Origin of the sequence: Bradyrhizobium sp. sGM-13 (genome assembly GCF_018398875.1) — a bacterium.
In the GTDB taxonomy this organism is placed as follows: Bacteria; Pseudomonadota; Alphaproteobacteria; order Rhizobiales; family Xanthobacteraceae; genus Bradyrhizobium.
On record NZ_JAGWDK010000005.1, the window covers coordinates 79,114 to 102,203 of the forward strand.

Sequence of the window (23,090 nt, forward strand, 5' to 3'; positions counted from 1 at the left end):
AATCTCTTCCTATTCCGCGGTTTGGCGGAGCAACCGTGGGGCAAAAATGGGTGGCACCGATATTCGCGAGTTGAGGGCGCGCATTATCGTGTTCGGGGTGGGCGGTGCCGGCGGCAATGCCGTCAACAACATGATCGACGCGGGGCTTGAAGGCGTCGAATTCATCGTCGCCAATACCGACGCCCAGGCGCTCACGAGTTCGAGGGCCAGGCGCGTCATCCAGATGGGCACGCAGGTAACCGGAGGCCTTGGCGCTGGCGCCCAGCCCGATATCGGCCGCGCCGCGGCGGAAGAGGCCATCGACGAGATCCGCGATCATCTGACCGGCGCGCACATGGTGTTCATCACCGCCGGCATGGGCGGCGGTACCGGCACCGGAGCCGCGCCCGTCATCGCCAGGACCGCTCGTGAACTCGGCATTCTCACCATCGGCGTCGTCACCAAGCCGTTCCAGTTCGAGGGCCAGCGCCGCATGCGCTATGCCGAAGCCGGCATCGCGGAACTCTTGAAGGCGGTGGATACCCTCCTGATCATCCCGAACCAGAACCTGTTCCGGGTGGCCAACGAGAAGACCTCCTTTGCCGATGCCTTCGCGATGGCCGACCAGGTGCTCTATTCGGGCGTGGCCTGCATCAGCGACCTCATCGTCAAGGAAGGCCTGATCAATCTCGATTTCGCCGACGTCCTCTCGGTCATGCGCGAGAAGGGCAAAGCCATGATGGGCAGGGGCGAGGCTTCCGGCGACAAGCGGGTGCTCAACGCTGCGGTAGCTGCGATTTCCAACCCGTTGATCGAGAATCCCTCGATCAAGCGCGCCAGCGGCCTGATCGTTTCCATCACCGGCGGCAGGGATCTGACGCTGTTCGAGGTGGACGAGGCCGCCACCCGCATTCGCGACGAGGCCGATCAGGACGCCAACATCATCGTCGGCGCGACCTTCGATGCCAGCCTCGAAGGCATCGTCCGCGTTTCGGTCGTGGCCACCGGTATCGATAATCTCGACGCGACAGGCCAGACGCAGGCCGCGGAAGGCCTGCTCACGGACCTCGCCGGCAGGCTGAGCAACGACCGGCGTCGTATCGCCGAGCGTGGCGTATCGCAGCCGCAATTCGCCAGCCCGCCATCGCTGATCCCGCCGCCGCGCCACCTCGAAGCACGGCCGCCGATCGCCGAACCGGCGCGGCATGCGGCACCGCAGCGCCTCGATCCCTACGGTCGCGCTTCTCCCGCACGCAATCCGATCGAGGAAAAGGTTCTGGATCTCCCGGCTTTCCTGGGCAGCAAGGCCAACTGACCGTCATAAGAGCCGAATCGCCTGAAGGTTGTATGCCGCCGCGATCCGACTTCAACAGGTCCCCCGTCGAGGCACCTGGGCGGTGCCTGAAGCTCTAATGCCCAAAATCGGTCCTATACTTTCCATTCTCCAGCCTTGTTTTGGTCAAAACGGCGGTAGGAAGTGTCTTAAATCCGACGACCGTCCATTCAGGTGATCGCAAACCGGGCAGGAGGCGCTCATGGATACCGCGGTAAATACCAGGCAAACCGATCCACGCGACGTTAATCCGGGACTGTCCACGCAAGACATCGAACTGGTGGCGCGCGCCGATGAACGGCTCGCGCATGCTTATGAAAAGATCGCGCGCGCGGACGAACAGCTTGCGCTTGTCAATGAACAGATTGCCAGGCTGGAGAAAAAGCCCGTTAACGGGCTTCGTCAGCCATCGCGCGGCAGGCCGGCGCTGCGCGGCTTTGTCGGTCTGCTGTTGACAGCGGGAATCTGTATCGCTGCTTTCGCTTCGCAATCTTATGGCGAGGCCGCGAGGCTGATGATCGCCCCGTGGGTACCGCAACTGGCTCCGGCTTCGTCGCTGCCATCGGAAACACCGAAGCTCGCCGCCCAGCAGAGCGAGCCTACCGTTCAGGTAGCTGCGGCGGATGCTTTGGTTTCGCAACTGCCACCTCCGGCCGAGGCCGCACCGCAAGACGCAGCCGCCGCCCCGGTCTCTCCCGAGGTGACACAATTGCTTCAAACGATGGCGCGTGATCTCGCCAACGTGCAGCAGGAGATCCAACAGCTCAAGGCTGGCCAGGAAGAATTGGTCCGTGAAAATGCCAGCACCGCCCAGCAGCTCAAGGCAAACCAGGAGCAAATGGCGCGCGTGATCGCGAACGCCTCCGCGCAACAGCCGCGGCCCAAAGCGTCAGCGACGACATCGGCCAATCCGCCACCGCCGATTGCCGGCTCTTCGCGCAAGCCCGTGTCGACGCCTCCGGCGACACAAACCAGAGTGCAAGCGGGAGCGCCGGTGCAGTTGCAGCCCGGACAACAATAGTTTTCGCCCCGCTGGCCGAAGGCTTGTCCTCGTGCCGCCAGAAGGGGCAAACGACAGTTGGAACTTGGGCAGAGTATGTTCACTCGGCCCAAGGACCAGACAACTTGTTCCACGGGGCTTCGATCCTAGATAGCGGACGGTGCCTTCGATTTTGGATGGCCGCATGATCATGAAGATCTTGCTGCTGCTCGTTCTGTCCCTGGGTGTCGTCGCGCGGGAAGCGACGGCACAGGAAGTACAATGCGACCGCGAACGCGCGGCCATGGTTGAATCTGTCAGAGCCTACGCCCGTCATTCCCGCGCCAGTGTTTTGGGACAACAGGGCCTCTCCGAGAGAGTTCTTGAGGCTTTGGGGCGAACGAAACGCCATCTGTTCATCCCTGAGCGGTCCTGCTCCATCGCGTACGCGGACAGGCCGGCTTCGATCGGCCATGGCCAGACCATATCGCAGCCGTTCATCGTGGCCTTGATGACAGAGTTGGCCGGGGTCGCGCCCGATCATGTCGTGCTCGAAGTCGGTACGGGGTCGGGCTATCAGGCCGCCATCCTTGCGCATCTGGCGCGCAAGGTCTGCACCATCGAGATCGTCCCGTCATTGGCAGAGTCCGCCGCGAAAACACTCAGAGAACTCGCATATGAAAATGTGAGCGTCAGGCATGGCGATGGTTATGCCGGCTGGCCCGAATGCGGTCCATTTGACGGCATCGTCGTCACCGCGGCACTTGGCGAGGTGCCGCCGCCGCTGATCGAGCAGCTAAAAGTGGGTGGCCGGATCGTGATGCCGGTGGGATCGGCCTATGCCAGTCAGCAACTCACGGTCGTCGACAAAGTGGCCCCCGACAAGACGACGACGCGTGCCGTCGCCCCGGTGCGCTTTGTGCCCTTTACGCGTTCAAAAGATTAAGAGCCGGTCCGACGGCTCCGATAGAAAAAAGCAGGGAGGAGGCCGTGAGCGGTGCAAGGCTAAAACATTACGGCTGGGGTCGCGAAGACGAAGGCATGACTGCCGAGGAGCGGGCCTTTGTGCTCGGCCGTTATCGCGAAAAATTTGCGCGCGATACGTTTGAGACCAAAGTTGTCCCGCGCCTCGAGGACCTGACATTGCGCGCGCCGCGCGTGGTGCCGCCGGCCTCACTTGCCGCTTTTTGCACGAGCGACCTATACGACCGCGTCGCGCACGCCTACGGCAAATCCTATCCAGACTACGTGCGAGCCATGCTCGGCGATTACGATAGCGCGCCCGACGTGGTCGCCTATCCCCGGAACGAAGCAGAGATTGCCGCTGTCATGGACTGGGCCGGTGGTGTCAGCGCGTCGCTCACACCGTTCGGAGGCGGGTCGAGCGTTTGCGGTGGTGTCGAGCCGCGCGTTGACGGTATCAGATATAAAGCGGCCGTCACACTGGACTTACGCAATCTCGGCAACGTCGTCGAGGTGGATCAGATATCGCGCGCCGCACGGATCGAGGGTGGTGCCTTTGGTCCATCTCTGGAGAGCCAGCTTAGGCCGCATGGTGTCACGTTGCGTCATTTTCCGCAGAGTTTTGAGTATTCAACCCTTGGCGGCTGGATCGCGACGCGGTCGGGCGGTCATTTTGCCAGTCTCTACACGCATATCGACGATTTCGTTGAAAGCCTGCGCGTTGTGACGCCGCGCGGCATAATGGAGACGCGTCGCCTGCCCGGATCGGGTGCCGGACCGAGCCCCGACCGCATGTTCATCGGCTCCGAAGGAACGCTCGGAGTGATTTCGCGCGCCTGGATGCGATTGCAGCCGCGCCCGAAATTCCGTGCCGGCGCATCGGTTCGTTTCCACTCGTTCTTCGGTGCGGCCCGCGCGCTGCGCGCGATCGCACAGGCCGGCCTCTATCCATCGAACTGCCGCATCCTTGACGCGCAAGAGGCATTCAACACCGGGGCTGCCGACGGCAGCGTCGCGATTATGGTGCTCGGCTTTGAATCGGGCGACCATTCGCCGGATGCCTGGATGGCACGCGCGCTCGAATGCTGCGCCGACCATGGCGGGATACCGGAGGCGGCAAAGGCCGGCGAAGCACATCTCGAAGGCGCGGCAGGAATCTGGCGTAACGCATTCATTCGTATGCCCTATGCGCGCGAGTTTCTGACCCCGGCCGGCATCATCAACGACACCTTCGAAACCGCGATCACCTGGGAGCGGTTCGAAAGCTTCCACGACAAGGTGAAGGCGGCAACGGAGCGTGCGATTCTCGAGACGACTGGCGTAAAAGGCGAGGTCACATGCCGCTTCACCCATGTCTATCCTGACGGCCCCGCGCCATATTTTTCTTTCCATGCACTCGGTCGCCACGGTGCTCTGCTGGAGCAGTGGCAGGCGATCAAGAATGCGGCCAGCGATGCGCTGATTGAAGCGGGCGGGACGATCACGCATCACCACGCCGTTGGCCGTGATCATCGTCCCTGGTACGATCGTCAGCGCCCGGAGCTTTTCGCGATCGCGTTTCGAGCCGCAAAAAGGGAGCTCGATCCGCAAGGCATGCTCAACCCGGGAGTGCTCATCGACCCGTAAGGAAATTCCACTCCGCTCTACGCCTTACGGCTTGCGGCCGATCACGGTGCCGTTCGCGGCGGGCGCGTCGAACCAGACCGTCTCGATGTGCCGGAATCCGGCTTCCTCGAGCCACGCCGAGTATTCGGCCGGCGTGTAGTTTCGCCCTTCCGTCTCGATCAGCATGTTGAGGCTCATCAGCGCAGCCGGCGCTGGTCCGGTCTTTTCGTCATTGACGAGAAGCTCGCTGATGACGACGGCGCCGCTCGGCAAAGCCTCGAAGGACCGGCGCAGCAGGGCGCGATTCTTCGCCTCGTCCCAATCGTGCAGGATCATCGACAGGAGATGCACGTCGTGATCCTTCGGAAGCTGCTCGAAGAAGCTGCCGCCTGCGGTCTCGATCCGGTCGGTCAAGGCGGCCTCGGCAATCTTTCCCGCGGCAATCGCGGCCACATGCGGCAGATCAAAGCGTTCTCCGCGCCCACGCCGGTATAAGGCAACTGAACGCCGACCTTCACCTCCTGCGCAGGTGCCCAGGTGCTGGAGAGGATCAAGGCGGTCGAGGCTGCGGCGATCAGTCCGGTCACCAGACTCCTAGATGCGGCCGGCAGTCGCATAAGACGGCTGTTCTTCTGCATGTGGTCAACAGGCTTCGTGTGCATCACTAGTGTGGCGGTTCAGAAGTCCGCACCATTCTCGCGGCGGGTCGGACATACGGACTTCTGAACCAAGCCACACTGGAATCAACGAGTTGCCAGTGTCCTTCGATTCCAGAGTTCGTGCGGGCCCCGCTGCCGATAAGGCGCTGCGAGCGATTGCGGCAGCGAAGCGTAGCGCTCGCGGCATCAGCTCTCAAATGGCAGGCCGACATACTGCTCGGCGAGCGATGCCTGCGCACGCTCCGACGCAAGAAGGTAATCGAACTGGTTCTCGCGCATGCGCCGGTCGAACGGCGCTTCATTAGGGAACTGGTGGATCAACGTGGTCAGCCACCACGACATGCGCTCGGCGCTCCACACCCGGCGCAGCGCCATATCGGAATAGCCGTCGAGATAGTGGGTGCGGCCGGCCTTCAAGGCCGCGGTCAACGCGCGCGAGAGGTAGAACACGTCGGAGACCGCGAGGTTGAGACCTTTCGCTCCTGTGGGAGGGACAATGTGCGCTGCGTCGCCCGCCAGAAACAGGCGACCATAGCGCATCGGCTCGGCGACAAAGCTCCATAGCGGCGCGATCGATTTCTCGATCGAGGGACCGGTCACGATGTTGTCGGCCATGTCCTTCGGGCAGCGCGCCTTCAATTCCTCCCAGAAGCGGTCGTCCGGCCAGTCCTCGATGCGGGCGTCGAGATCGCACTGGATGTAGTAGCGGCTCAGCATCGGGCTGCGCTGCGAGGCGAGCGCGAAGCCGCGCGAATGATAGCAGTAGCAGATCTCCGGATAGGGCGGCGTCGCCGACATGATGCCGAGCCAGCCGAACGGATAGCCGCGCTCGAACGTGCGCAGCACCGACGCCGGGATCGATTGCCGGCTCACGCCATGGTGGCCGTCGCAGCCAGCGACATAGTCGCAATCGATCCGGCGGGTCTGCCCGCCCTTTTCGTAGGTCACGTGCGGGCGGTCCGACGTCAGCTCGTGCAGCGCGACGTTTGCCGCGTCATCGATCACGACGCCGCCAGCCGCGTCGCGCGCGGCATAGAGATCCTCGGTGATCGCGGTCTGGCCATAGGACATCATAGGTCGGCCGGTGAACTTGCGGGTGTCGATGAAGAAGTGCGGCTTGCCTTCCCACGCGATGCCCGAGCCGTCATGGACACGTCCCTCCCGATCCATGCGCGCGCCGAGGCCGACCTCGCGTAAGAGTTCGATCGTTCCCGCTTCCAGCACCCCGGCGCGGATGCGCTCGAGCACATGGCCGCGGCTCTGCCGCTCCAGCACGATGCTGTCGACGCCGTTGCGGGCGAGCATGTGGGAGAGCAGTAGACCGGCGGGACCGCCGCCGATGATGGCAACCTGCGTTCGCGTCATCGCCGCATGAGGCCTCCCTTGAGTTACGGCTTGCGGCCGATCACGGCGCCGTTCGCGGCGGGTGCCTCGAACCAGACCGTCTCGATGTGCCGGAATCCGGCTTCCTCGAGCCACGCCGAATATTCGGCCGGCGTGTAGTTTCGTTCTTCCGTCTCGATCAGCATGTTGAGGCTCATCAGCGCGGCCGGCGCCGGCCCGGTCTTTTCGTCATTGACGAGAAGCTCGCTGATGACGACTGCGCCGCCGCTCGGCAAAGCCTCGAAGGACCGGCGCAGCAGGGCGCGGTTCTTCGCCTCATCCCAATCGTGCAGGATCATCGACAGGAGATGCACGTCGTGATCCCCGGGAAGCTGTTCGAAGAAGTTGCCGCCGGCGGCCTCGATGCGGTCGGTCAAGCCGGCCTCGGTAATTTTTCCCGCGGCGATCGCGGCCACATGCGGCAAGTCAAACACGGTCGCACGCAGCGCTCCATACTGTTTGCAAAACTCGATGTCGTACGCACCTGATCCGCCGCCGATATCCAGGAGGCGGCGGAAATCTCCGAAATCCACCGCTTCGCCGAGCTTGCGCGCGGTCATCGTGGAAAGCGAATGCATCGCCTCCCAGAAGAGTGCCAGCATCGTCGGATCCTCGCCGTCGAACATGGAGGATTGCGCTGCCGGGTCCCACGTGGTTGGCCGGTTCGTGCGCAGCGCCTCTGTAAGTCTTCCCCAGCCCGCGTAGAGCCGCTTGTCGGCCATCTGCACGAAGCCACCGAAGTAATACGGCTTCCCGCGCACGAGATAGGCTTCGCTTAACGGCGTATTGCGATAATGGCCGTCCGTCTTCTCCAGAAGCCCGAGTGCAGCGCAGCCGGTCAACAGCATCTCGGCCGGGCGTGGATGCAGACCGAGCGCTTCCGCCAGCCCGGCAACCGTGATGCCGGCGCCGCCCGCAAGGCGGCTGAAGAGGTCCAATTCGTGCGCAGCGGCCAGAGTCTTGAAGGCCCAGAAACCGGTCGAAAGCGCCATCAGCGGGACGGCGGAAGGAAGCTCCGGCGTGGCGGCAAGGGTTTTTGTTCGAGGCATTTCGGCCTCCCATGTTCCAGACTACGGCTGTGGCTTGCATGAGCGTGTTGGCGAACATTGCCATCGCAGTATCGTAAGGAATTACGGGCTGGTAGAAGTGCCAATTCATGGATTCTCGGCCAGTCCAATTCTGCGGACATCTCTCGTCCTCATGTTCGTTCCTGCCTACCTCGACCGAGCAATAAAGTTCCCTGCCAGCATCCACTCAGCCTCCTCATGGAGGAACTGGCTCTTTCGTCAGGCGTTGGATTGCTCGGTTGATCGAGTGGTTTCTCGCACCATCCCGCGCCAACAGTGACGAGTGCCGATAACGACCAATGCCAAGGGTGACAGGCGTCCGACGGGACCGACGTCTCAATGGCAAAGGGTCCAAAGGTCAGGGTCCAAACGGCCAGTGCAAAGCGAGCATCAACCCTGCGGCAGCCGCCAGTCTGTCCGCAGCTAACTGGCAACGTGAATGCAAGACGAAGCCTCAAGGCTTTTAGGACCATCGGTTGTTCCGATGGTCCTTTTTTGCAGAGATTTTCCCACGAAAGCTGAGCCGTCGCTCATAGCTGACGGACGTCGGCCTAAGGCCTTGGCAGATAATGGTGACCAGTGTCCGCGGACAAAAGCTTTGACGGCGGTTGCGTCTGCAGATGACCCACGAGAGACGTCAACCGAATCGCGAGATGGAACGAGCACATCCGGGTGCGTTGATTTTTCTGGGACTACGAAAGGCAAGACTGCACAGCGCCAGGTATATGAACCTCTCATCCATCCAACCGAGACCCGACCCTAACTGGGCCTCGGCACGAAAGATCAATCCAATTTCTTCTCAGGACCGAAACGGATAGGCGAGGCACCATCGCGACCGGTCGTTGCAAACCTCGGCAAGTCATCAAGCGCCTCGAACCAAGGTAGCTGTTCACTAACGAAGACGTGGCAACTCGGCGACGCATAATTCGCATCGAGCAGCGACACCGCATATATGTGAATTTCTCCCTCTATCCGTGCATTCTCATATGTGAGGGGTGACCCACAATTCTCACAGAAACCACGCCGAACGCCCGGCGAAGAATGGAAATAGCGGGGCGCGCTCTTCGTGAACGCGAACGCGCCGCGTGGGATTGAAATCCATGTCGTTATTGGGGAAGAGGTTGCTCGTCGACAACTCTCGCAATGGCAATGCAACGTCCAGTTCGGTTCCCCGGTGTGTTGGAAGACAATCGAGCCGCACAAACATCTGCCAGACACTGAAGTGGCATCCATTGCCGCACCTTGTTCCTGTAGAGGACTGTTCGATTGTGCCGACTGACCATCGTGTGTCAACGATGTCGCCTGTTGGCCCCGAGCCGACCACCTTCGTCGTTCAGGGCTAGTCTGGTATTGAGGGCAGTCCGGACTTCGCATCAGCGATACTCGACCGCTGCTCGTGACCCATGGCAGACGCGCGTGGCCTATTGCTGCGATCTACTTTCAAGCAGCCGGTCGCGGACCTCCTCCGATACAAAGCGCTCCGCCCGCTGCCATGCCTCGTCATTGTCACCGCGGAACTGGAAGTACTTTCTGAACACGACGCGCTGGGCTGTCGTATCGACGGCAGCAATCCGCACCACCTGCACCAGCGTGCTTAGCTTGTGAACGATGCCGATGATCAGGATCTGCGTGCCGGCCTGTGACGCGGCGCGCAGCCGATCGCGCAACGCCGGTCCGTCGGTCGGACAATTTGGTGCGCAGGAGGAGGGCACGAGCTCAAAGCGCCGGTCTGCCGTGACGTCGTCCCGCAGCGCGGTCATGAAAGCCCGCAATCGCTTTTCATGCACGGCCGTCTGATCGGTGGGCTCGTTCGACGTGTCGATATAACTGAAATCGTCGACGGAGACAGCCAAGGCGTGGCCCGCGGTCGCGGCGGATGCATCTGGGATGAGGCTGGATCCGAGGAACAGACCGGTGAACAGGCCGGCTGTGGTAAGAGCGTGCAACAGGGAGGCGTGGCGCATGGCGATGGCTCGATCTCCGTGGCTGAATTGCGGTGCGACGATAACCCTTTCCAAGCATCAATTGCTGCATTCCCTACCGCTATCCGGCACCGTCGTTCAGACCAAGTCGCGCCAATGTCCAAAGCGGATTTGACCAGAACATTAGAGGTCGCGAGCGGAAAGTCAGCTTACAAGTTAGTCATTGAAGGCTGTTTGAAGTGCTCGCATTGCAAGCGCCGAGCTGGTCGTCAACCTCAAGACCGCTAAAATGCTTGGGCCTCGATCTTCCCGGGCGCTGCTCGCCCGCGCAGACGAAGTGATCGACTAAAAGACGCAGTCTGCTGCCACGCATGAGTCCGCTTATGGCACCAAAGTGACATGCCTGGGCGGTCCGACGATGTCCGCTCTTGAGGGGATTGTGTTGCAAAAGTCGTTTTGCAGGAGATGTTGAAAATTCTGAGGGCCGCTGGCGCGTTCTTCGTGTAATGATCTGAGGGAACCTCATCGCCTTGCGCCAAATTAATGGGCGACTTCGGTAGCGCGACTGAGGCCATGCGAATCATCGATCTCTTTGCGCCGCAGGTTTTCGCCAAAAATTTGGATCGCTGCAACTTTCGACTTTTGCAACACTATCGAGGGTAGTACGGACAGGCCATCCGGGCTGGATCACTTCTGGTTCTGGACCCAGAGCGGAAGTAGCGCCGTTTGCGAACAGTCGAGTGATGCGATATTGATCGTGATCTAGGTCAGGGGCGATTTAAATGACAACGACTCATTGCCGGCAGCAGCCGACGCTGCGCATCTGACCGAAGTACTTCGCAAATCCGGCGTCATTGGTGAGGGCAAAGTCAGACATGTTGCCGTTCAAAAGTCTTTCGCAACCGTACTCTCACATTTCTTCCAATTGCGGCTGGCTTACGACGATGGCGCAGTAGGCGCTCCCACTTCCCTGATCCTAAAGGCTGGTCTGCCCAGCCGTGCTGGCGGCCCGTGGATGGGCGGTCGGCATGAGGTCGCGTTCTACACGGAAGTCGCATCGGCGATGCCTGCGGGCTACGTTCCGCGCTGCTTCGGCTCTCACTGGGATCCAGACACCGGCGCGTGGCATCTGCTGTTTGAGGACCTGTCAGAGTCCCATTTCGTAGCGACGCAATGGCCGTTACCCCCGACGCTTGCACAATGCGAAACCATCGTCCGAATGCGGGCGCGGTTCCAGGCAGCTTGGTGGGACGACGCTCGCTTGGGCGTGACGGTCGGAGCCTGGCGGGACGCCTCGGCGACTGCGCAGTCTGTCAAGAGTCTGGAGGACCAGTATGCCAGCTTTGCCGATGACCTCGGCGATCGGCTTTCGACCAAGCGGCGCGATCTCTATGCGCGATTGTTCGATGTCGCACCCCGGCTGAGCGCGCGCTACCATTCACGTCGTCACATGACCATTGTTCAGGGCGATGCCCATGTCTGGAACTGCTTCCTCCCGAGGGTTGGCGGTGCAGACGGTGCCAAGTTGTTCGACTGGGACGCTTGGCGGATTGACGTCGGCTCAGATGACCTCGCCTACATGATGGCTATCCACTGGTGCCCCGACCTCCGACTCAGGTTCGAGGGACATCTACTCGACTGCTATCATGACGAGTTGGTGGCCCGCGGGGTTCAAGATTACGACCGAACCGCGTTGCAGGAAGATTACCGACTCTCGGTCTTGTGGCATACGACGACGCCGATCTGGCACCGTGCCGTCGGTATTCCGCCTGTGATTTGGTGGAACAACCTAGAGCGCATCCACCTCGCCGTTGATGATCTCGGGTGTCGCGACTTATTGACCTGAACGATAGTAGCCTGGCTCTTCCAACAGTGTCTGCTTGTGGCCCTTCTGCCGACCTCATCATTGCTCCGAGCGTCCGCTTTGCGCCGATTGTGTTGAAAAAGTCGGCCAATAGGCCGTTCGCAACGATGCCAAGGGGCAGGCGCGCGTGGGCTCTATTGTGCTTAGGGGGGCTGCAGCGCAGGGCTCGGGATCAGCTTTGCGAGCTTCCGGAGATTTTGGGCGGTGGCCGCCAAAAGGAACTCGTCTCGAGCACCCAATGGACCTCTCAGCCTGAGACGGTCGAGGCGCAGGATGCGCTTGAGGTGCGCGAAGAGCATTTCGATCTTCTTCCGTTCACGCCGCGACGTCACATAGGCATTGGTCTTGGCGATTTCGCGCGCAACGTCTCGAGCCTTTTCGTAGATTGAACGTGGGACCTTGCGGGAGGGCATCTTCGGACAACACCGCGGCTTGAGTTCGCAAGCATCGCAGTCATATTTGCTGGCCCGGTAGAGCAGCGTTGTCCCATCGTTCACAAGGGTGCCGGTGGAAGTCAGCACCTTGCCAGCCGGGCAGATGTAAACGTCGCTCTGTTGATCGTAGGCGAAGTCTTCCCGAGAGAACGTCCCGTCGGCACGCCCTGATTTATCGAAGACCGGAATGTGCGGCTCGATCGCGCGCTCGTTGACCAACCACCCGAGCATCTCCGCTGCCCCGTAGGCAGTGTCGGCTACAACGCGCTCGGGACGGAGCTCAAGGCGCTCTTCGGTACGCTCAATCATGGTGCGCGCCGCTCCGACCTCGGCCTGCCGGATTGCTCGCGTCGCCTCGACGTCGACGATGATCGCCGCCTTCAGGTCGATCAGATAATTGTTGGCGTAGGCAAAGAAGGCATGTCCCTTGTGAGCGCCGGTCCATTGCGCGGCCGGATCCGACTTGGCAATGAACTTCGGCACTGTATCGCTCGCCGCGCCCCAGGCCGCTTCATCCAGCGTATCGAGATATTCCCGGACGGATCGGCGCGTCCTCGCAATGGTCTCCCAGTCAACCTCATTAGCTCCAGCAACAGCGCGCTGCTTGTTGGCATCGGCGGCAATCAAGCTGGCATCGACCGCAAAGGCGGCGCCGTCGACTAATCCTTCTGCGATGCAGCGCTGGACCACCGTCTCGAACAGCTTTCGCAGCAGGTCGCAGTCCCGGAAGCGGCCATGCCTGTTCTTGGAGAAGGTCGAATGGTCCGGCACCTCGCCCTCGAGACCGAGCCGACAGAACCACCGGTAAGCGAGGTTCAGGTGCACTTCCTCGCACAAGCGCCGTTCGGAACGGATGCCGTAGCAGTAGCCAACTAACAGCATCCGCACGAGCAGCTCGGGATCAATCGAAGGCCGGCCGGTGCAGCTGTAGAATGGCTCCAGGTGCCGTCGGATCTCGGATAAATCGACGAACCGATCGATCGATCTCAGCAGGTGGGTAACAGGAACGTGTCGCTCAAGCGAGAACTCGTAGAACAGCGCCGCCTGATCAATCTGCCGATGACCCATCATCGATTCGGCTCTCCCGCCCACCGGACGGAGTGAATCAGCGAACCCCCTCAGCTTCAACGGCCGAGTTTTTCAACACAATCCGCCAACAGCGGACCTCCTTCCGTTCACGAGGAACGATCGCGGTCTGCCGTCCATTGTTTGAGGCGCTTGCTACCTTGCATCGGCTGGGTCGAAGCACTCAGGGATCTGGCCAGCAGCGGCGCCGTACCGGCGAAGCGACGCGTCGCGACTTCAAACCGGTTCGGGCAAGACGTCATCTTGTTTGCATGCGACGGCAGTCAGGCTGATCGGCCCAGAGGACGAGCCTTCGTGATTGATACGAACACATGGCCTGGAAGAAGCAAAGTCGGGCACTCTGCACACGAACTTAAGATTCTGCTCGGACGTCAAACAATCGTCCTCCGTCACGAGGCGCGAAATAGCCATACGATCTCCACAGTACATCAAATCCAGGGGCGTGGTGGAGGCCGAGGTATTCCGCAACACGAAAACGAGCAGCCAACCTATCCGCACTGCGGCTCTACGAAGAAACAGTCCCTTCGGTGTAGTGTGGTCTTCATCGCCCTCGGCCGATGAGCCTTTCGAGATTTCCGGCGAGATTTCCGGAACGGCCACGCGGGAAACGGCGTGCATCGCATCGTACATGTAACGCTCCTGCTTCGTTGAGCGTGCGCACGATGGGGTCCGGATGTCGCAGAACTTTGCCGACGACCGCCGGAAATTGTCGCGATCTGTCTCAGGAATGCTGCATTGCATAGTTCGCGACAGTTGCGGCCATCGGTGATGGCCATTCCTGTCATCCGCTCTTGAATGACGTTGCTCTCAATGCGGCTTCTTAAGTTGCATCAAGTTTGAACAGGCATACGGTTTGCGACAAATTGCGACAAAGATGGCTCACCAGGACAACGTTCTGCGACAGCTTGTGCCTAGATTGTTTCGGCCAGATCGGGGAATCATGCACCTGAGGCCGGTTCCCGCTCGGATCGGCCGGCATCGGGATCCTGCGATCCCGATCCCGCGACACTGTCAGTGAAGCCAGCCACAAGCATTTGATTTCACTCGATCATACGCGGCCGATACATTCTGTTACACTTTTTCGATGGGGCGGGTGCGGGACTTCAGTATGATCCGGGACGGAGCAAACTAGATGGACTCGGCACCTCACATCGCCGTAGTGGATGATCATCGCGATATTCGCGATCTGGTCGGCAAATACTTGATGCAGCATGGCTACCGCATCAGTCTTGCGGAGAGCGCTGTTGCACTCCGCCGCTTGCTCGAACGAAGTGCCCTGGACCTGGTGGTTCTTGACGTCATGATGCCGGGTGAGGACGGACTGTCCCTCTGCCGCCATCTGCGCAGCACCACGGACCTTCCCGTTATCCTGTTGACTGCGATGGCTGAGGAGACCGATCGAATCGTCGGCCTGGAAGTCGGTGCCGATGACTATGTGAGCAAGCCATTCAATCCGCGCGAACTCCTCGCCCGTATCAAAGCAGTGCTTCGACGAGTCCAAAGCCTGCCGCCGCAAAAGGGCCGGCTTGCGACCAAGGTTGTACGTTTTGATCGATGGACCTTTGACGTCAATCGGCGCGAGTTGACGGGAGACGACGGCGTTGCTGTGCCGCTCAGCACGGCGGAGTTCCGCCTGTTGTGTGCATTTCTCGACCATCCCGGCCTGGTGCTCAGCCGCAATCAGCTCCTCGACCTGACGGTCGGCCGGGATGCCGATCCGTTCGACCGGAGCATCGACAATCAGGTCAGCCGCTTGCGGAAGAAGATCGAGGCCGATCCGAAAGTACCAGCCTTGATCAAGACGCACTGGGGCGGAGGATACAGCCTCGCCGCGCAGGTCGAGCAGCCATGATGGGCTTGTGGAAGCGTAGTCTTGCGGCCCGTTTCATCTGTTTCACGCTGCTGTCTTTAGTGCTGTCGCAAGCAATCGTGTTCTTCATTTCCTGGGATGAGCACGGGCAGGCGATTCGGAAGGCCGCCAAGGGCGAGATATTCAGCCGGAGCGCCTCGCTCGCCCGGGTTTTGGAGGCGACGCCTCCGTCGCTGCAGACCGATATCCTTAATGCCAGCAACACCAGTTCAGCGAGATATTGGATATCGACCAACGGATTGAAGGATGCCTCCGCGTGGCGAGAGGAGGCATGGGAGCGCTTGGCGCAGCCATTGCCGCGCATGTCCTTTGCCGGCCACAGCGTGCCCGCCGAGGTGAGACCGGATTTCGCCCGAAACACCGCCAGCAGTAGCGGCGTCTCCTCGCAATGGGTCGACCTAAGGCCGGAAGCTTGGCCGCTGTCCCGACCAGCGAAATTTCTTTATCTCGATGATGCCACCGGCATGGGATTGGCCGTTCAGTTGGCTAACGGAGCATGGCTGAACACTGCATTTGCCAAGCCCGCGCAAGATGGCTTCTGGACCTCCAAATCCACCTTGGCGCTCGGCCTCTCCGCGTTGTCGTTGTCGATCATTGCTGTATTCGCCGCACGCGGCATCGCGCAACCATTGCGCCGGCTCGCCGTAGCGGCCGAGGCCCTCGGCCGTGGCCAGGAGATCGTACCGCTGCCGGAGACCGGCCCCGACGATATCCGGCGCACCGCCGAGGCATTCAATCGCATGCAAGCGCGCCTGCACCGTTTCGTCGACGACCGCACCAGAATGCTGGCCGCCATCGGCCATGATCTGCGTACACCTTTGACCTCGCTCCGCTTGCGAGCAGAATTCGTGCCCGACGGGGACGTTCGCGAGAAAATGCTCTCCACCATTTCCGAGATCCAGACGATGACGGAGGCGACCCTCGCATTCGCTCGCGAAGATGCAACCGCAGAAAGCACGCGGACCGTGGACCTCTCGGCCCTCGTGGAAAGTCTCTGCGATGATCTCGCTGAACTCGGTTATGACATCTCCTTTTCTGAAGGGCAGAAGATCAGCTATAGCTGCCGGCCAGACGCGCTGCGCCGCGCGTGCCGCAACCTGGTCGAAAATGCCATCCGGTATGGCGAGCGAGCGCGCGTCAGCGTGGAAAGGCAGGCCGATAGCGTCGAAATCACCGTCTCGGACGACGGCCCTGGTATTCCAGACAGTGCCAAAGAGCAGGTCTTTACACCGTTTTTCCGGATGGAGAATTCGCGGAACCGCGAGACAGGAGGCGTAGGTCTCGGCCTTTCCATCGCCCGGACCATTGTCCGCCACCACGGCGGCGATATCGTCTTGAGCAACAAGCAGAAGGGGCTACAGGCGACCATTAGCCTGCCAGCGCTGGACGGCGGGCCGCCGCCTCCTATCAGCCGCCCGGTCGCAGGAGCGAGGGACGTTGCCAGCGCTCTCGAAAAGGCAGGGCCTTCGTCGGTGGCCACGCCAACGGCTGCCACTCATTGATCAGAGGTGACGCAAAGATAACTGACTTCGAAGGTCAAATTTGTGCAGCGCGTTGGGTGTGTTGCGGCAAGCGGGTGCAATAGGGAACGCGCTACTCACGGATGAGTTTATGGGCTCACAGACCTTCAATCCGGAGGGAAGCCATGGAGCATCTCCGCTATCCAAACGAAACCGCCGAGTATCGTGCTGCCAGAAACGCGCTTCTAGACGACGAGATTGCGCTTCGTGCCCACATTGAAGCTGTAGCGGCCAAGCGCCGCGCCTTGCCGCTCGGCGGCGAAATACCGGAAGACTACGTATTCGAGCGGATCGGCAAGAATGCCGCGCCGGAGAAGGTCAGGATGTCCGAGCTGTTCGGTCCGCATGACACGCTCATTCTGTACAGCTTCATGTATGGACCCGAGCGGGAGCTGCCATGTCCCGGCTGTACGCACCTGCTCGATGGGCTCGACGGCGCGGCAAGGCACATCGGCCAGCGAGCTGCACTTTACATTGTCGCGAAATCCCCAATCGCACGTCTTGCCGCGTGGGCTCACGAGCGCGGCTGGGACCATCTACCGCTCGTGTCTACGGCGGGCAATAGCTACGACGCGGATTATTTTGGTGACACGTCGAAGTTTCCCAAGGGCTTGCGTGCGCAGCATCGCGTTCCGGACGGCGAGAACTGGGACGAAACGATCTTCAACGTGTTCAAGAAGAGCGGCGGAGCAATCCGTCACTTCTGGGGTTCAGAGATGAGCTTCGCGCCAACCGAACCCAATCAACATCATCGCGCCGGGGATCTGGTCGACCCCTTGTGGGGTCTGCTCGATATGACCCCCGAAGGGCGTGGAGACTTTTTTCCAAAAGTGAAATACGATTGACCTTCGGATCGACGGTCCGTGATGGAGGGAGCGACACGATGTCGGCAGTGCCGGAAGTCATATCCGCAGGCGGGGACAACCGGGCAAGCGCGATTAGCACCATCGTGCTGGGCTTTGCGGCCGACCCGATGACGCGTTTTGCTTGGCCCGATCCGTCCGTATACCTCAGAACAATGCCTCGGATGGTCAATGCCTTCGGCGGCCGTGCTTTCGAGCATGGCACAGCCTACATCACCGAAGGAGCCCGCGCTGCCGCCTTATGGCTGCCACCAGGCGTCGAGCCGGACGAAGCAGAAATGGGCGCTATCATGGAGGAGTCCCTGCGCCCGGAGATATCAGGCGATATCGGGGCCATCATGAAAGGAATGGCCGAACATCATCCGCATGAGCCGCATTGGTATCTGCCTCTTATCGCCGCCGATCCGAAATGGATCGGGCAGGGGCTTGGCGCGTTGCTGATGAAACATGCGCTTCGACGATGCGACGAGGAGGGCATCGCGGCCTACCTCGAAAGCTCGAACCCGCGTAACATTTCGCTCTACGAACGCCACGGCTTCAAGATTGTTGGCAGAATCCAGAGCGGCTCTTCTCCGATAGTGACGCCGATGCTGCGGCCCGCATCCTGAGAACGTTCGACGCGCTCGCTATCACCGTGCATCTCAGGAATAAGCGCGATTGCGGTTATTCCGAGAGGTTCTAGGGCGACCTTCGCATTGACCAGAGGATAGCGTTGGTGAGGAATCGCTGGAAGCGGGCATCCCGCCAGACTGACGGCTCGTGGCCTAGTGCCGTATAGAACACGCGTCCCTCGCCGTAGGACCGCGTCCATGCGAGAGGCCAACCATAGAATCGTTGATGCACGGCAGCCTTGCCAAGGTCCACCGAGGTTGGGTCGAGGCGCAGGAGCACGCGTGATCGACGATAGTCGAAGTCGCTGATTTGGTAGATCTCGTCCTCGACCTGCAACGATTTCCCGAGGAAAGCTACCAGAGGATCGCGCGGATCAACCACCTCGATGGTGACGGTCTGATGCCAGGGGTGACCATTGAAGTAGCCGCCGACGAGGTCGAGATAATCCGGCCAGGCGTAGAAGGTGTCCGTCGCCGAATGAACACCGAGGAATCCGCGGCCCGAGCGCACAAAGTTGAGAAGAGCTGCCTTTTGCGCCTCGCTCATTGGCAGTTCTCCTGACGTGTAGAACATCACCGCGGCGTAGCGTCCGAGGTTAGCGGGGGATAATTCAGACGTATCTTCCGTTGCGGTGACTTCGAAGACGCCCGAATCGCTTCCAAGCTGGGCCAGGATTGCCTCGGAAAGCGGTATGACATCATGCCGGTAGCCGGCCGAGTGCGTGAAATAGAGGACGCGCTCGCGCGCGGCTTGCGCCTGCGCGCTTAGCGGTCGGATGGCCGCCGCGCCGCCGAGGAGCGCGATGAAATCGCGTCGCCGCACAATCCCCTCCGCTAAACCCAGCCAGCAATGTATGGAAAGAAGCTTAGCACAGAGCGGCCCGGCGCTGGCCATGGGCCATCGCTACTCTCTGCCGTCCTATGCAACGCCACGTGCAGTTCACGCCTTTGGCTCCTTGGCGTTCCGATAGGCGATCGAGAGATTTGGCGGGCTGCCGCCGTCGGTATTTTCGCGTCTCGGAAAATGCCGGTTGATTCGGTTATCCATCCGCGAAAGCTCGAATCTGATGTGCGCCAATCTGTCCCGCCTTTCACCTATGGCAGGGGCGGGACGATGCGGTACCCTCGTTGAAAATCAGGGAGCGAATATGCCAGTAAGAATCAGCCGCCGTCACTTCATCGCCGCCGGTGCGGCCGCCACCGCAACGCCTTTCCTCGCGCGCGGCGTCTCCGCGCAAGCCGCCTGGCCATCGCGGAATATCCGCATGGTCTGCAGCTACCCGGCGGGCGGGCAGACGGACCTCTTGGCGCGCGCCTTCGGCGATTTCATCTCCAGGCAGGTCGGGCAGACTGTCGTCATCGAAAACAAGGCGGGCGCCTCAGGCTCGATCGGCGCGGCGGAAGTCGCACGCGCCGCGCCCGATGGCCACACCATCCTGTGCTCGATTTCGACCACCTATGTGATGAACCGGGTCATGATGAAGAACCCCGGCTACGACATGGACAGAGACCTGACGCTCGTCAGCATCATCCCGGGCGCCGGGCTGCTGCTGGTCGCGAGCCTGGCGTCCGGCGTCAAAACACTGGACGATTTCGTCGCGTTCGCACGCAAGAAGGGCCAGGTGAACTTCGGCACCTATAGCGCGGGCTCGGCCCCGCACATGACGATTAACGAACTCAACAAGCAGTACGGCCTCAAGATAGAACCGATCCACTACCGGGGCGAAGCGCCGATGTGGACGGGTCTGATGGACGGCACGCTTGACGTCGCGATGGGCAGCTACACGGCCGCTCAACCCGTCCTGCAAGGCAACCACGGCGTGGTGTTCGCGGTGCATTCGAAGAAGGTCGCTGCGATCCCGAACGTCAAGACCCTTCCCGAACAAGGCGCGACATCGAAGTTCTTCACCGTGAGCGGCTTCACCGGCTGGGCATTGCCGAAGGCGACGCCGCAGCCGATCGTCGATCGGCTTTCGGAACTCTGCGTGGCCGCCAACAACGATCCGAAAGTGAAGGAAGTTCTCGCCACGTTCGTGCTCGAGCCGGCGCTTGGCTTCAAGGAAAGCAATGCTCTGTATCAGCGCGAATTGCCGACCTGGATCGAGACCGCGCAGGCCCTCGGCCTGGAGCCGGCGTAGTTGGCCTGTAGGGTGGGTTAGCGTAGCGTAACCCACCAAAGTCTCAATACGCGGTGGTAAGGCCGGTGGGTTACGCTTCGCTAACCCACCCTACAAAGCCTACGATTCTCACTTCATCCCCGTACAACTCGCATAGAACGTCGTCGTCGCCGGCCAATCCGAGAACATGCCGCGGATGCCGACCTGTTTGGCGAGCACGTCCAGCACCGTCAGCGTATCGCCGTCACGGTCAACCGCCGATTTGATCGACTTGTGATAGAAGCCGCCGCCCTTGTTGAGCGGGCCGTCGCGTTCCAGCGACCAGCCGATCAGGTCGAGGCCGGCGGCCTTGGCGGCTTTGGCGTATTCGGACGGGACGATTTGTTGTCTGTCGTTTAGCGTCAGCATGGTCCAGATCGGCGGGCCGAGGATCGCGACGCCTTGCGCCTTTAAATCCGCCATCGACGGTTTCCACGTCTCCGGCTTGTTGGGATCGAGACCCTGCTTTTCGTAGCGCTCTTCGAGATAGACCGCCTGTTTCGCGAACTCCGGTTCGGTCTTCACCCAGTAGAGCACGTCGGCGAGATTAAAGCTTTGCGCAAACACATCGCTCGGCGCAATCCCGGCCTTCTTGTAGGCGTCCAGCATCTGCGATGCGTATTTCTCCTGGGTGTAATCGCCGTCGAACGGCATCGGCACCTCGGGCGCCTTGAGCTCAGGCGTGAACTTGGCGCCCAGACTTTTGATCAGCGCGATGCTCTCATCATGCGTCATCAGCGTGCCGGAGTTCGCATAGAGGTCGGTGCGCCAGCGCGGCGTGCCGTTCTGATATTCCTCAGGCGTCTTCGCGTCGGGATTGAAGCCGTCCATCTTCGCGCGCAGCCGCCGGAATTCGGCAAGCGTGATGTCTGACGTGCAGCACTTTGCGGAGGCTTTCTTGCCGGCCGCGGAATAAGCCGGGCTGAAGGCTTGCATGCATTTTGCAGCAAGCGCGGGCACGGTCAGAATGTTGGTGGTGGTGTGCAGGTCACACTGCGAATGGCGGCACACGAGCTGGCGGTCTTTCGTAAACGTCACGTCGCATTCGATGATGCCGGCGCCCATCTGGGCGGCGGCGATATAGGATTCCCTGGTATGCTCAGGAAATTCCAGCGCGGCGCCACGGTGGCCGATGGAAAAATCGGTCTTCCGAAACGGCCCGGTGCACTGGCTGAGTTGTTGCTTCAGCGGCCCGTCCTTCATCTTGTCGACGAGATAGAACGGCCGCGGGCCAATCTGCGGCTCGCGCGGCAGCAGGATGTCCTCGGCCGCGGCGGGAAGGACCGCGGTCAACAGCCAGAGCGCTGAGAGGAGGGCGGAGCGATGGCGGACGGGCATGGGTGGCACCTCGGATAACGCATTGCGCGCAGCCTTGATATCACGGAGCATGTGACAGTTGCATGTTGAAGGATGTAGGTGCGTAGGGTGGGGAAAGCCAACGGGTTGCGCGAACGCGCGCCCGATGACAGGCTCCGCGTGCCCACCATTTCCTGCACTGTTGTTGATGGATGGTGGGCAGGCTGCGCTTTGCCCACCCTTCCTTGGGAGAATGACATGCCCGCAGCCTTTTTCGTCGTCCGCGCCACCGTGTCCGATCCCGCCAAGCGTCAGGCCTTCGACGCCTGGTACTCGCGCGAGCATCTGCCGGATGCGATGAAATCGTTCGGCGCCGTGAAGGCGTGGCGCTACTGGAGCGCGACCGATCCATCGCTGCACGAGGCGATGTACCAGTTCACGGACAAGGCTGCGCTCGATCGCGCGATCGAGGGACCAGAGCTGAAGCGGCTGGTCGCTGACTTCAACCGCGACTGGCCGGACGTGACGCGGACGCGCGAGGTGCTGGTGCTTGCCGAGGAGCGCGTAGCGTAAGACGCGAGACGACGTGTTCGTCGTAGAGAAGACGCGCGGTCACACATGCGCGCGACGCAGAAATACCGCAAAGACGACGGAAGTTCCGCTGCAAACAACAGCGCACGAAAATAATTCTCGATCGACTCCGTTCGCAGCAAAGCTGTACACGCAGTTCACCGCGCGTTCATCTCAGCACATCGAAACTCTCTTTCTTGCACACAGCAAACGGAGGAAGGGATGTGATGGAACGCCGCCACTTTCTGAAGCTCGCCTTTGGATTTGCGGCGAGCGGTGTCGCGCTCGCAGCGAGCGCGGAGGCCGCGCCGCTGATGCCGGCACCGCTCGCCGATGACGCGAAGCTGCCCGCCAACAAAGATGCTCAACCTGCTGTCACGTCCCGCGCCGAGGTCGATCGCCTCGCGCCTGAAGAAGTACGATGGGGCCGCGGCCGACGTCGCGGTTGGGGCCGAAGGCACTGGGGCTGGCGTCGCCGCCGTTGGCGCCGCAGGCACTGGGGCTGGTATCGCCGCCGTCGCTGGCGCCGCCGCTACTGGCGCCGTCGTTACTGGTAAGACTTCGCCGCGCATTGTTTAGAGACGCAATAAAAAAGCCCCGCGCGAGCGGGGCTTTGTCATGCTTGCGAATTCTCAGTAAGCGCGGCAGCGTCCATAGCGCCACACGGTGCCGTAGGGGCACACGCGGCCGGGCCGCACCACGACGGTCCGAGCTGGAGGCCGCACCACGACGACTGGTGCCGCCGGCCGAACAACGACCCGGCGATTGGGTTGGCAGCCGCCATAGGGGCCACGATGCCAGCCGGGGCCGCATCCTTGCGCGGCTTCCGCCGCGCTGAAGCTGGCAACGGTGCCCAGGGCCAAAACTGCTGCGAAAAGGTATTTCATGTTTTCTCCCGTTTTCGGCCGCAAGGCGGCACGGAACGGAACT

Annotated in this window: 22 protein-coding genes; 12 read left to right on the forward strand and 10 right to left on the reverse strand. The window is 61.2% G+C overall.

Annotated elements, in window-relative coordinates:
- Positions 1 to 46 precede the first annotated feature (46 nt).
- The 4 genes from ftsZ to KJQ96_RS09045 all read left to right on the forward strand — a co-directional run bounded on the left by ftsZ (position 47) and on the right by KJQ96_RS09045 (position 4,880).
- Positions 47 to 1,294, forward strand: coding sequence for a cell division protein FtsZ (gene ftsZ / locus KJQ96_RS09030; RefSeq protein WP_213286311.1), 1,248 nt, complete (start codon positions 47 to 49; stop codon positions 1,292 to 1,294).
- Between the two features lie 220 nt (positions 1,295 to 1,514).
- Complete coding sequence (locus tag KJQ96_RS09035) at positions 1,515 to 2,333, forward strand: hypothetical protein (RefSeq protein WP_213286312.1); 819 nt, start codon at positions 1,515 to 1,517, stop codon at positions 2,331 to 2,333.
- Between the two features lie 163 nt (positions 2,334 to 2,496).
- Entirely contained in the window at positions 2,497 to 3,237 is a 741-nt protein-coding gene (locus KJQ96_RS09040; RefSeq protein WP_249733885.1) for a protein-L-isoaspartate(D-aspartate) O-methyltransferase, read from the forward strand.
- 95 nt (positions 3,238 to 3,332) lie between these two features.
- Positions 3,333 to 4,880: an FAD-binding oxidoreductase gene (locus tag KJQ96_RS09045; protein WP_213286564.1), complete on the forward strand. Its 1,548-nt coding sequence runs from the start codon at positions 3,333 to 3,335 to the stop codon at positions 4,878 to 4,880.
- Between the two features lie 24 nt (positions 4,881 to 4,904).
- On the opposite strand, the gene KJQ96_RS09050 is transcribed toward KJQ96_RS09045, so the two are convergent.
- From KJQ96_RS09050 to KJQ96_RS09070, 5 genes are all read right to left on the reverse strand, one after another.
- Entirely contained in the window at positions 4,905 to 5,396 is a 492-nt protein-coding gene (locus KJQ96_RS09050; RefSeq protein WP_249733909.1) for a methyltransferase, read from the reverse strand.
- A 308-nt stretch (positions 5,397 to 5,704) separates the two neighbouring features.
- The gene (pobA, locus tag KJQ96_RS09055) at positions 5,705 to 6,883 is read right to left on the reverse strand and encodes a 4-hydroxybenzoate 3-monooxygenase (RefSeq protein WP_213286313.1); all 1,179 of its coding nucleotides are present in this window, start codon (positions 6,881 to 6,883) and stop codon (positions 5,705 to 5,707) included.
- A 23-nt stretch (positions 6,884 to 6,906) separates the two neighbouring features.
- On the reverse strand, positions 6,907 to 7,950 hold the full coding sequence (locus tag KJQ96_RS09060; RefSeq protein ID WP_213286314.1) for a methyltransferase: 1,044 nt from the start codon (positions 7,948 to 7,950) through the stop codon (positions 6,907 to 6,909).
- 801 nt (positions 7,951 to 8,751) lie between these two features.
- The gene (locus tag KJQ96_RS41975) at positions 8,752 to 9,342 is read right to left on the reverse strand and encodes a GFA family protein (RefSeq protein ID WP_375293151.1); all 591 of its coding nucleotides are present in this window, start codon (positions 9,340 to 9,342) and stop codon (positions 8,752 to 8,754) included.
- A gap of 47 nt (positions 9,343 to 9,389) precedes the next feature.
- A complete protein-coding gene (locus tag KJQ96_RS09070; RefSeq protein ID WP_249733887.1) occupies positions 9,390 to 9,986 on the reverse strand; it encodes a DUF2380 domain-containing protein in 597 nt (198 codons plus the stop codon).
- 700 nt (positions 9,987 to 10,686) lie between these two features.
- Between KJQ96_RS09070 and KJQ96_RS09075 the strand changes: the two genes are divergently transcribed.
- Positions 10,687 to 11,736, forward strand: coding sequence for an aminoglycoside phosphotransferase (locus KJQ96_RS09075; RefSeq protein ID WP_213286316.1), 1,050 nt, complete (start codon positions 10,687 to 10,689; stop codon positions 11,734 to 11,736).
- Positions 11,737 to 11,897: 161 nt separating this feature from the next.
- On the opposite strand, the gene KJQ96_RS09080 is transcribed toward KJQ96_RS09075, so the two are convergent.
- Positions 11,898 to 13,259 carry an IS1182 family transposase gene (locus tag KJQ96_RS09080; RefSeq protein ID WP_213286317.1) on the reverse strand — a complete coding sequence of 454 codons (1,362 nt, stop codon included), beginning with the start codon at positions 13,257 to 13,259 and terminating at the stop codon, positions 11,898 to 11,900.
- Positions 13,260 to 13,490: 231 nt separating this feature from the next.
- On the reverse strand, positions 13,491 to 13,904 hold the full coding sequence (locus KJQ96_RS09085; RefSeq protein WP_213286318.1) for a hypothetical protein: 414 nt from the start codon (positions 13,902 to 13,904) through the stop codon (positions 13,491 to 13,493).
- Positions 13,905 to 14,406: 502 nt separating this feature from the next.
- Between KJQ96_RS09085 and KJQ96_RS09090 the strand changes: the two genes are divergently transcribed.
- The 4 genes from KJQ96_RS09090 to KJQ96_RS09105 all read left to right on the forward strand — a co-directional run bounded on the left by KJQ96_RS09090 (position 14,407) and on the right by KJQ96_RS09105 (position 18,135).
- Entirely contained in the window at positions 14,407 to 15,126 is a 720-nt protein-coding gene (locus KJQ96_RS09090) for a response regulator (RefSeq protein WP_057843627.1), read from the forward strand.
- A 482-nt stretch (positions 15,127 to 15,608) separates the two neighbouring features.
- Entirely contained in the window at positions 15,609 to 16,646 is a 1,038-nt protein-coding gene (locus tag KJQ96_RS09095) for a cell wall metabolism sensor histidine kinase WalK (RefSeq protein WP_249733889.1), read from the forward strand.
- A gap of 143 nt (positions 16,647 to 16,789) precedes the next feature.
- On the forward strand, positions 16,790 to 17,509 hold the full coding sequence (locus KJQ96_RS09100; protein WP_213286320.1) for a DUF899 family protein: 720 nt from the start codon (positions 16,790 to 16,792) through the stop codon (positions 17,507 to 17,509).
- Positions 17,510 to 17,547: 38 nt separating this feature from the next.
- The gene (locus tag KJQ96_RS09105) at positions 17,548 to 18,135 is read left to right on the forward strand and encodes an N-acetyltransferase (RefSeq protein WP_213286321.1); all 588 of its coding nucleotides are present in this window, start codon (positions 17,548 to 17,550) and stop codon (positions 18,133 to 18,135) included.
- Positions 18,136 to 18,205: 70 nt separating this feature from the next.
- Here KJQ96_RS09105 and KJQ96_RS09110 read toward each other — a convergent pair whose 3' ends face one another.
- Positions 18,206 to 19,033 (reverse strand): ThuA domain-containing protein, encoded by an 828-nt coding sequence (locus tag KJQ96_RS09110; RefSeq protein ID WP_249733890.1) that lies wholly within the window; start codon positions 19,031 to 19,033, stop codon positions 18,206 to 18,208.
- A gap of 253 nt (positions 19,034 to 19,286) precedes the next feature.
- Between KJQ96_RS09110 and KJQ96_RS09115 the strand changes: the two genes are divergently transcribed.
- Positions 19,287 to 20,276, forward strand: coding sequence for a tripartite tricarboxylate transporter substrate binding protein (locus tag KJQ96_RS09115; protein ID WP_213286322.1), 990 nt, complete (start codon positions 19,287 to 19,289; stop codon positions 20,274 to 20,276).
- 108 nt (positions 20,277 to 20,384) lie between these two features.
- Here KJQ96_RS09115 and KJQ96_RS09120 read toward each other — a convergent pair whose 3' ends face one another.
- Positions 20,385 to 21,632 carry a glycerophosphodiester phosphodiesterase family protein gene (locus tag KJQ96_RS09120; RefSeq protein ID WP_213286323.1) on the reverse strand — a complete coding sequence of 416 codons (1,248 nt, stop codon included), beginning with the start codon at positions 21,630 to 21,632 and terminating at the stop codon, positions 20,385 to 20,387.
- A 216-nt stretch (positions 21,633 to 21,848) separates the two neighbouring features.
- Between KJQ96_RS09120 and KJQ96_RS09125 the strand changes: the two genes are divergently transcribed.
- Together KJQ96_RS09125 and KJQ96_RS09130 are read left to right on the forward strand one after the other, a co-directional pair.
- Positions 21,849 to 22,163: a hypothetical protein gene (locus KJQ96_RS09125; RefSeq protein ID WP_213286324.1), complete on the forward strand. Its 315-nt coding sequence runs from the start codon at positions 21,849 to 21,851 to the stop codon at positions 22,161 to 22,163.
- Positions 22,164 to 22,387: 224 nt separating this feature from the next.
- Positions 22,388 to 22,717 (forward strand): twin-arginine translocation signal domain-containing protein, encoded by a 330-nt coding sequence (locus KJQ96_RS09130; RefSeq protein ID WP_213286325.1) that lies wholly within the window; start codon positions 22,388 to 22,390, stop codon positions 22,715 to 22,717.
- Between the two features lie 75 nt (positions 22,718 to 22,792).
- Here KJQ96_RS09130 and KJQ96_RS09135 read toward each other — a convergent pair whose 3' ends face one another.
- Positions 22,793 to 23,047, reverse strand: a complete 255-nt coding sequence (locus tag KJQ96_RS09135; protein ID WP_213245414.1) for a GCG_CRPN prefix-to-repeats domain-containing protein — start codon at positions 23,045 to 23,047, stop codon at positions 22,793 to 22,795.
- Positions 23,048 to 23,090: the final 43 nt, after the last annotated feature.

What these genes read in the sequence shown, in the direction of transcription:
- ftsZ (WP_213286311.1), top strand. Translation starts at nt 47, where the DNA reads ATGGGTGGCACCGATATTCGCGAGTTGAGGGCGCGCATTATCGTGTTC.
- KJQ96_RS09035 (WP_213286312.1), top strand. Translation starts at nt 1,515, where the DNA reads ATGGATACCGCGGTAAATACCAGGCAAACCGATCCACGCGACGTTAAT.
- KJQ96_RS09040 (WP_249733885.1), top strand. Translation starts at nt 2,497, where the DNA reads ATGATCATGAAGATCTTGCTGCTGCTCGTTCTGTCCCTGGGTGTCGTC.
- KJQ96_RS09045 (WP_213286564.1), top strand. Translation starts at nt 3,333, where the DNA reads ATGACTGCCGAGGAGCGGGCCTTTGTGCTCGGCCGTTATCGCGAAAAA.
- pobA (WP_213286313.1), bottom strand. Translation starts at nt 6,883, where the DNA reads ATGACGCGAACGCAGGTTGCCATCATCGGCGGCGGTCCCGCCGGTCTA.
- KJQ96_RS09060 (WP_213286314.1), bottom strand. Translation starts at nt 7,950, where the DNA reads ATGCCTCGAACAAAAACCCTTGCCGCCACGCCGGAGCTTCCTTCCGCC.
- KJQ96_RS41975 (WP_375293151.1), bottom strand. Translation starts at nt 9,342, where the DNA reads ATGCGAAGTCCGGACTGCCCTCAATACCAGACTAGCCCTGAACGACGA.
- KJQ96_RS09080 (WP_213286317.1), bottom strand. Translation starts at nt 13,259, where the DNA reads ATGATGGGTCATCGGCAGATTGATCAGGCGGCGCTGTTCTACGAGTTC.
- KJQ96_RS09085 (WP_213286318.1), bottom strand. Translation starts at nt 13,904, where the DNA reads ATGTACGATGCGATGCACGCCGTTTCCCGCGTGGCCGTTCCGGAAATC.
- KJQ96_RS09090 (WP_057843627.1), top strand. Translation starts at nt 14,407, where the DNA reads ATGGACTCGGCACCTCACATCGCCGTAGTGGATGATCATCGCGATATT.
- KJQ96_RS09095 (WP_249733889.1), top strand. Translation starts at nt 15,609, where the DNA reads ATGGGATTGGCCGTTCAGTTGGCTAACGGAGCATGGCTGAACACTGCA.
- KJQ96_RS09100 (WP_213286320.1), top strand. Translation starts at nt 16,790, where the DNA reads ATGGAGCATCTCCGCTATCCAAACGAAACCGCCGAGTATCGTGCTGCC.
- KJQ96_RS09105 (WP_213286321.1), top strand. Translation starts at nt 17,548, where the DNA reads ATGTCGGCAGTGCCGGAAGTCATATCCGCAGGCGGGGACAACCGGGCA.
- KJQ96_RS09110 (WP_249733890.1), bottom strand. Translation starts at nt 19,033, where the DNA reads ATGGCCAGCGCCGGGCCGCTCTGTGCTAAGCTTCTTTCCATACATTGC.
- KJQ96_RS09115 (WP_213286322.1), top strand. Translation starts at nt 19,287, where the DNA reads ATGCCAGTAAGAATCAGCCGCCGTCACTTCATCGCCGCCGGTGCGGCC.
- KJQ96_RS09120 (WP_213286323.1), bottom strand. Translation starts at nt 21,632, where the DNA reads ATGCCCGTCCGCCATCGCTCCGCCCTCCTCTCAGCGCTCTGGCTGTTG.
- KJQ96_RS09125 (WP_213286324.1), top strand. Translation starts at nt 21,849, where the DNA reads ATGCCCGCAGCCTTTTTCGTCGTCCGCGCCACCGTGTCCGATCCCGCC.
- KJQ96_RS09130 (WP_213286325.1), top strand. Translation starts at nt 22,388, where the DNA reads ATGGAACGCCGCCACTTTCTGAAGCTCGCCTTTGGATTTGCGGCGAGC.
- KJQ96_RS09135 (WP_213245414.1), bottom strand. Translation starts at nt 23,047, where the DNA reads ATGAAATACCTTTTCGCAGCAGTTTTGGCCCTGGGCACCGTTGCCAGC.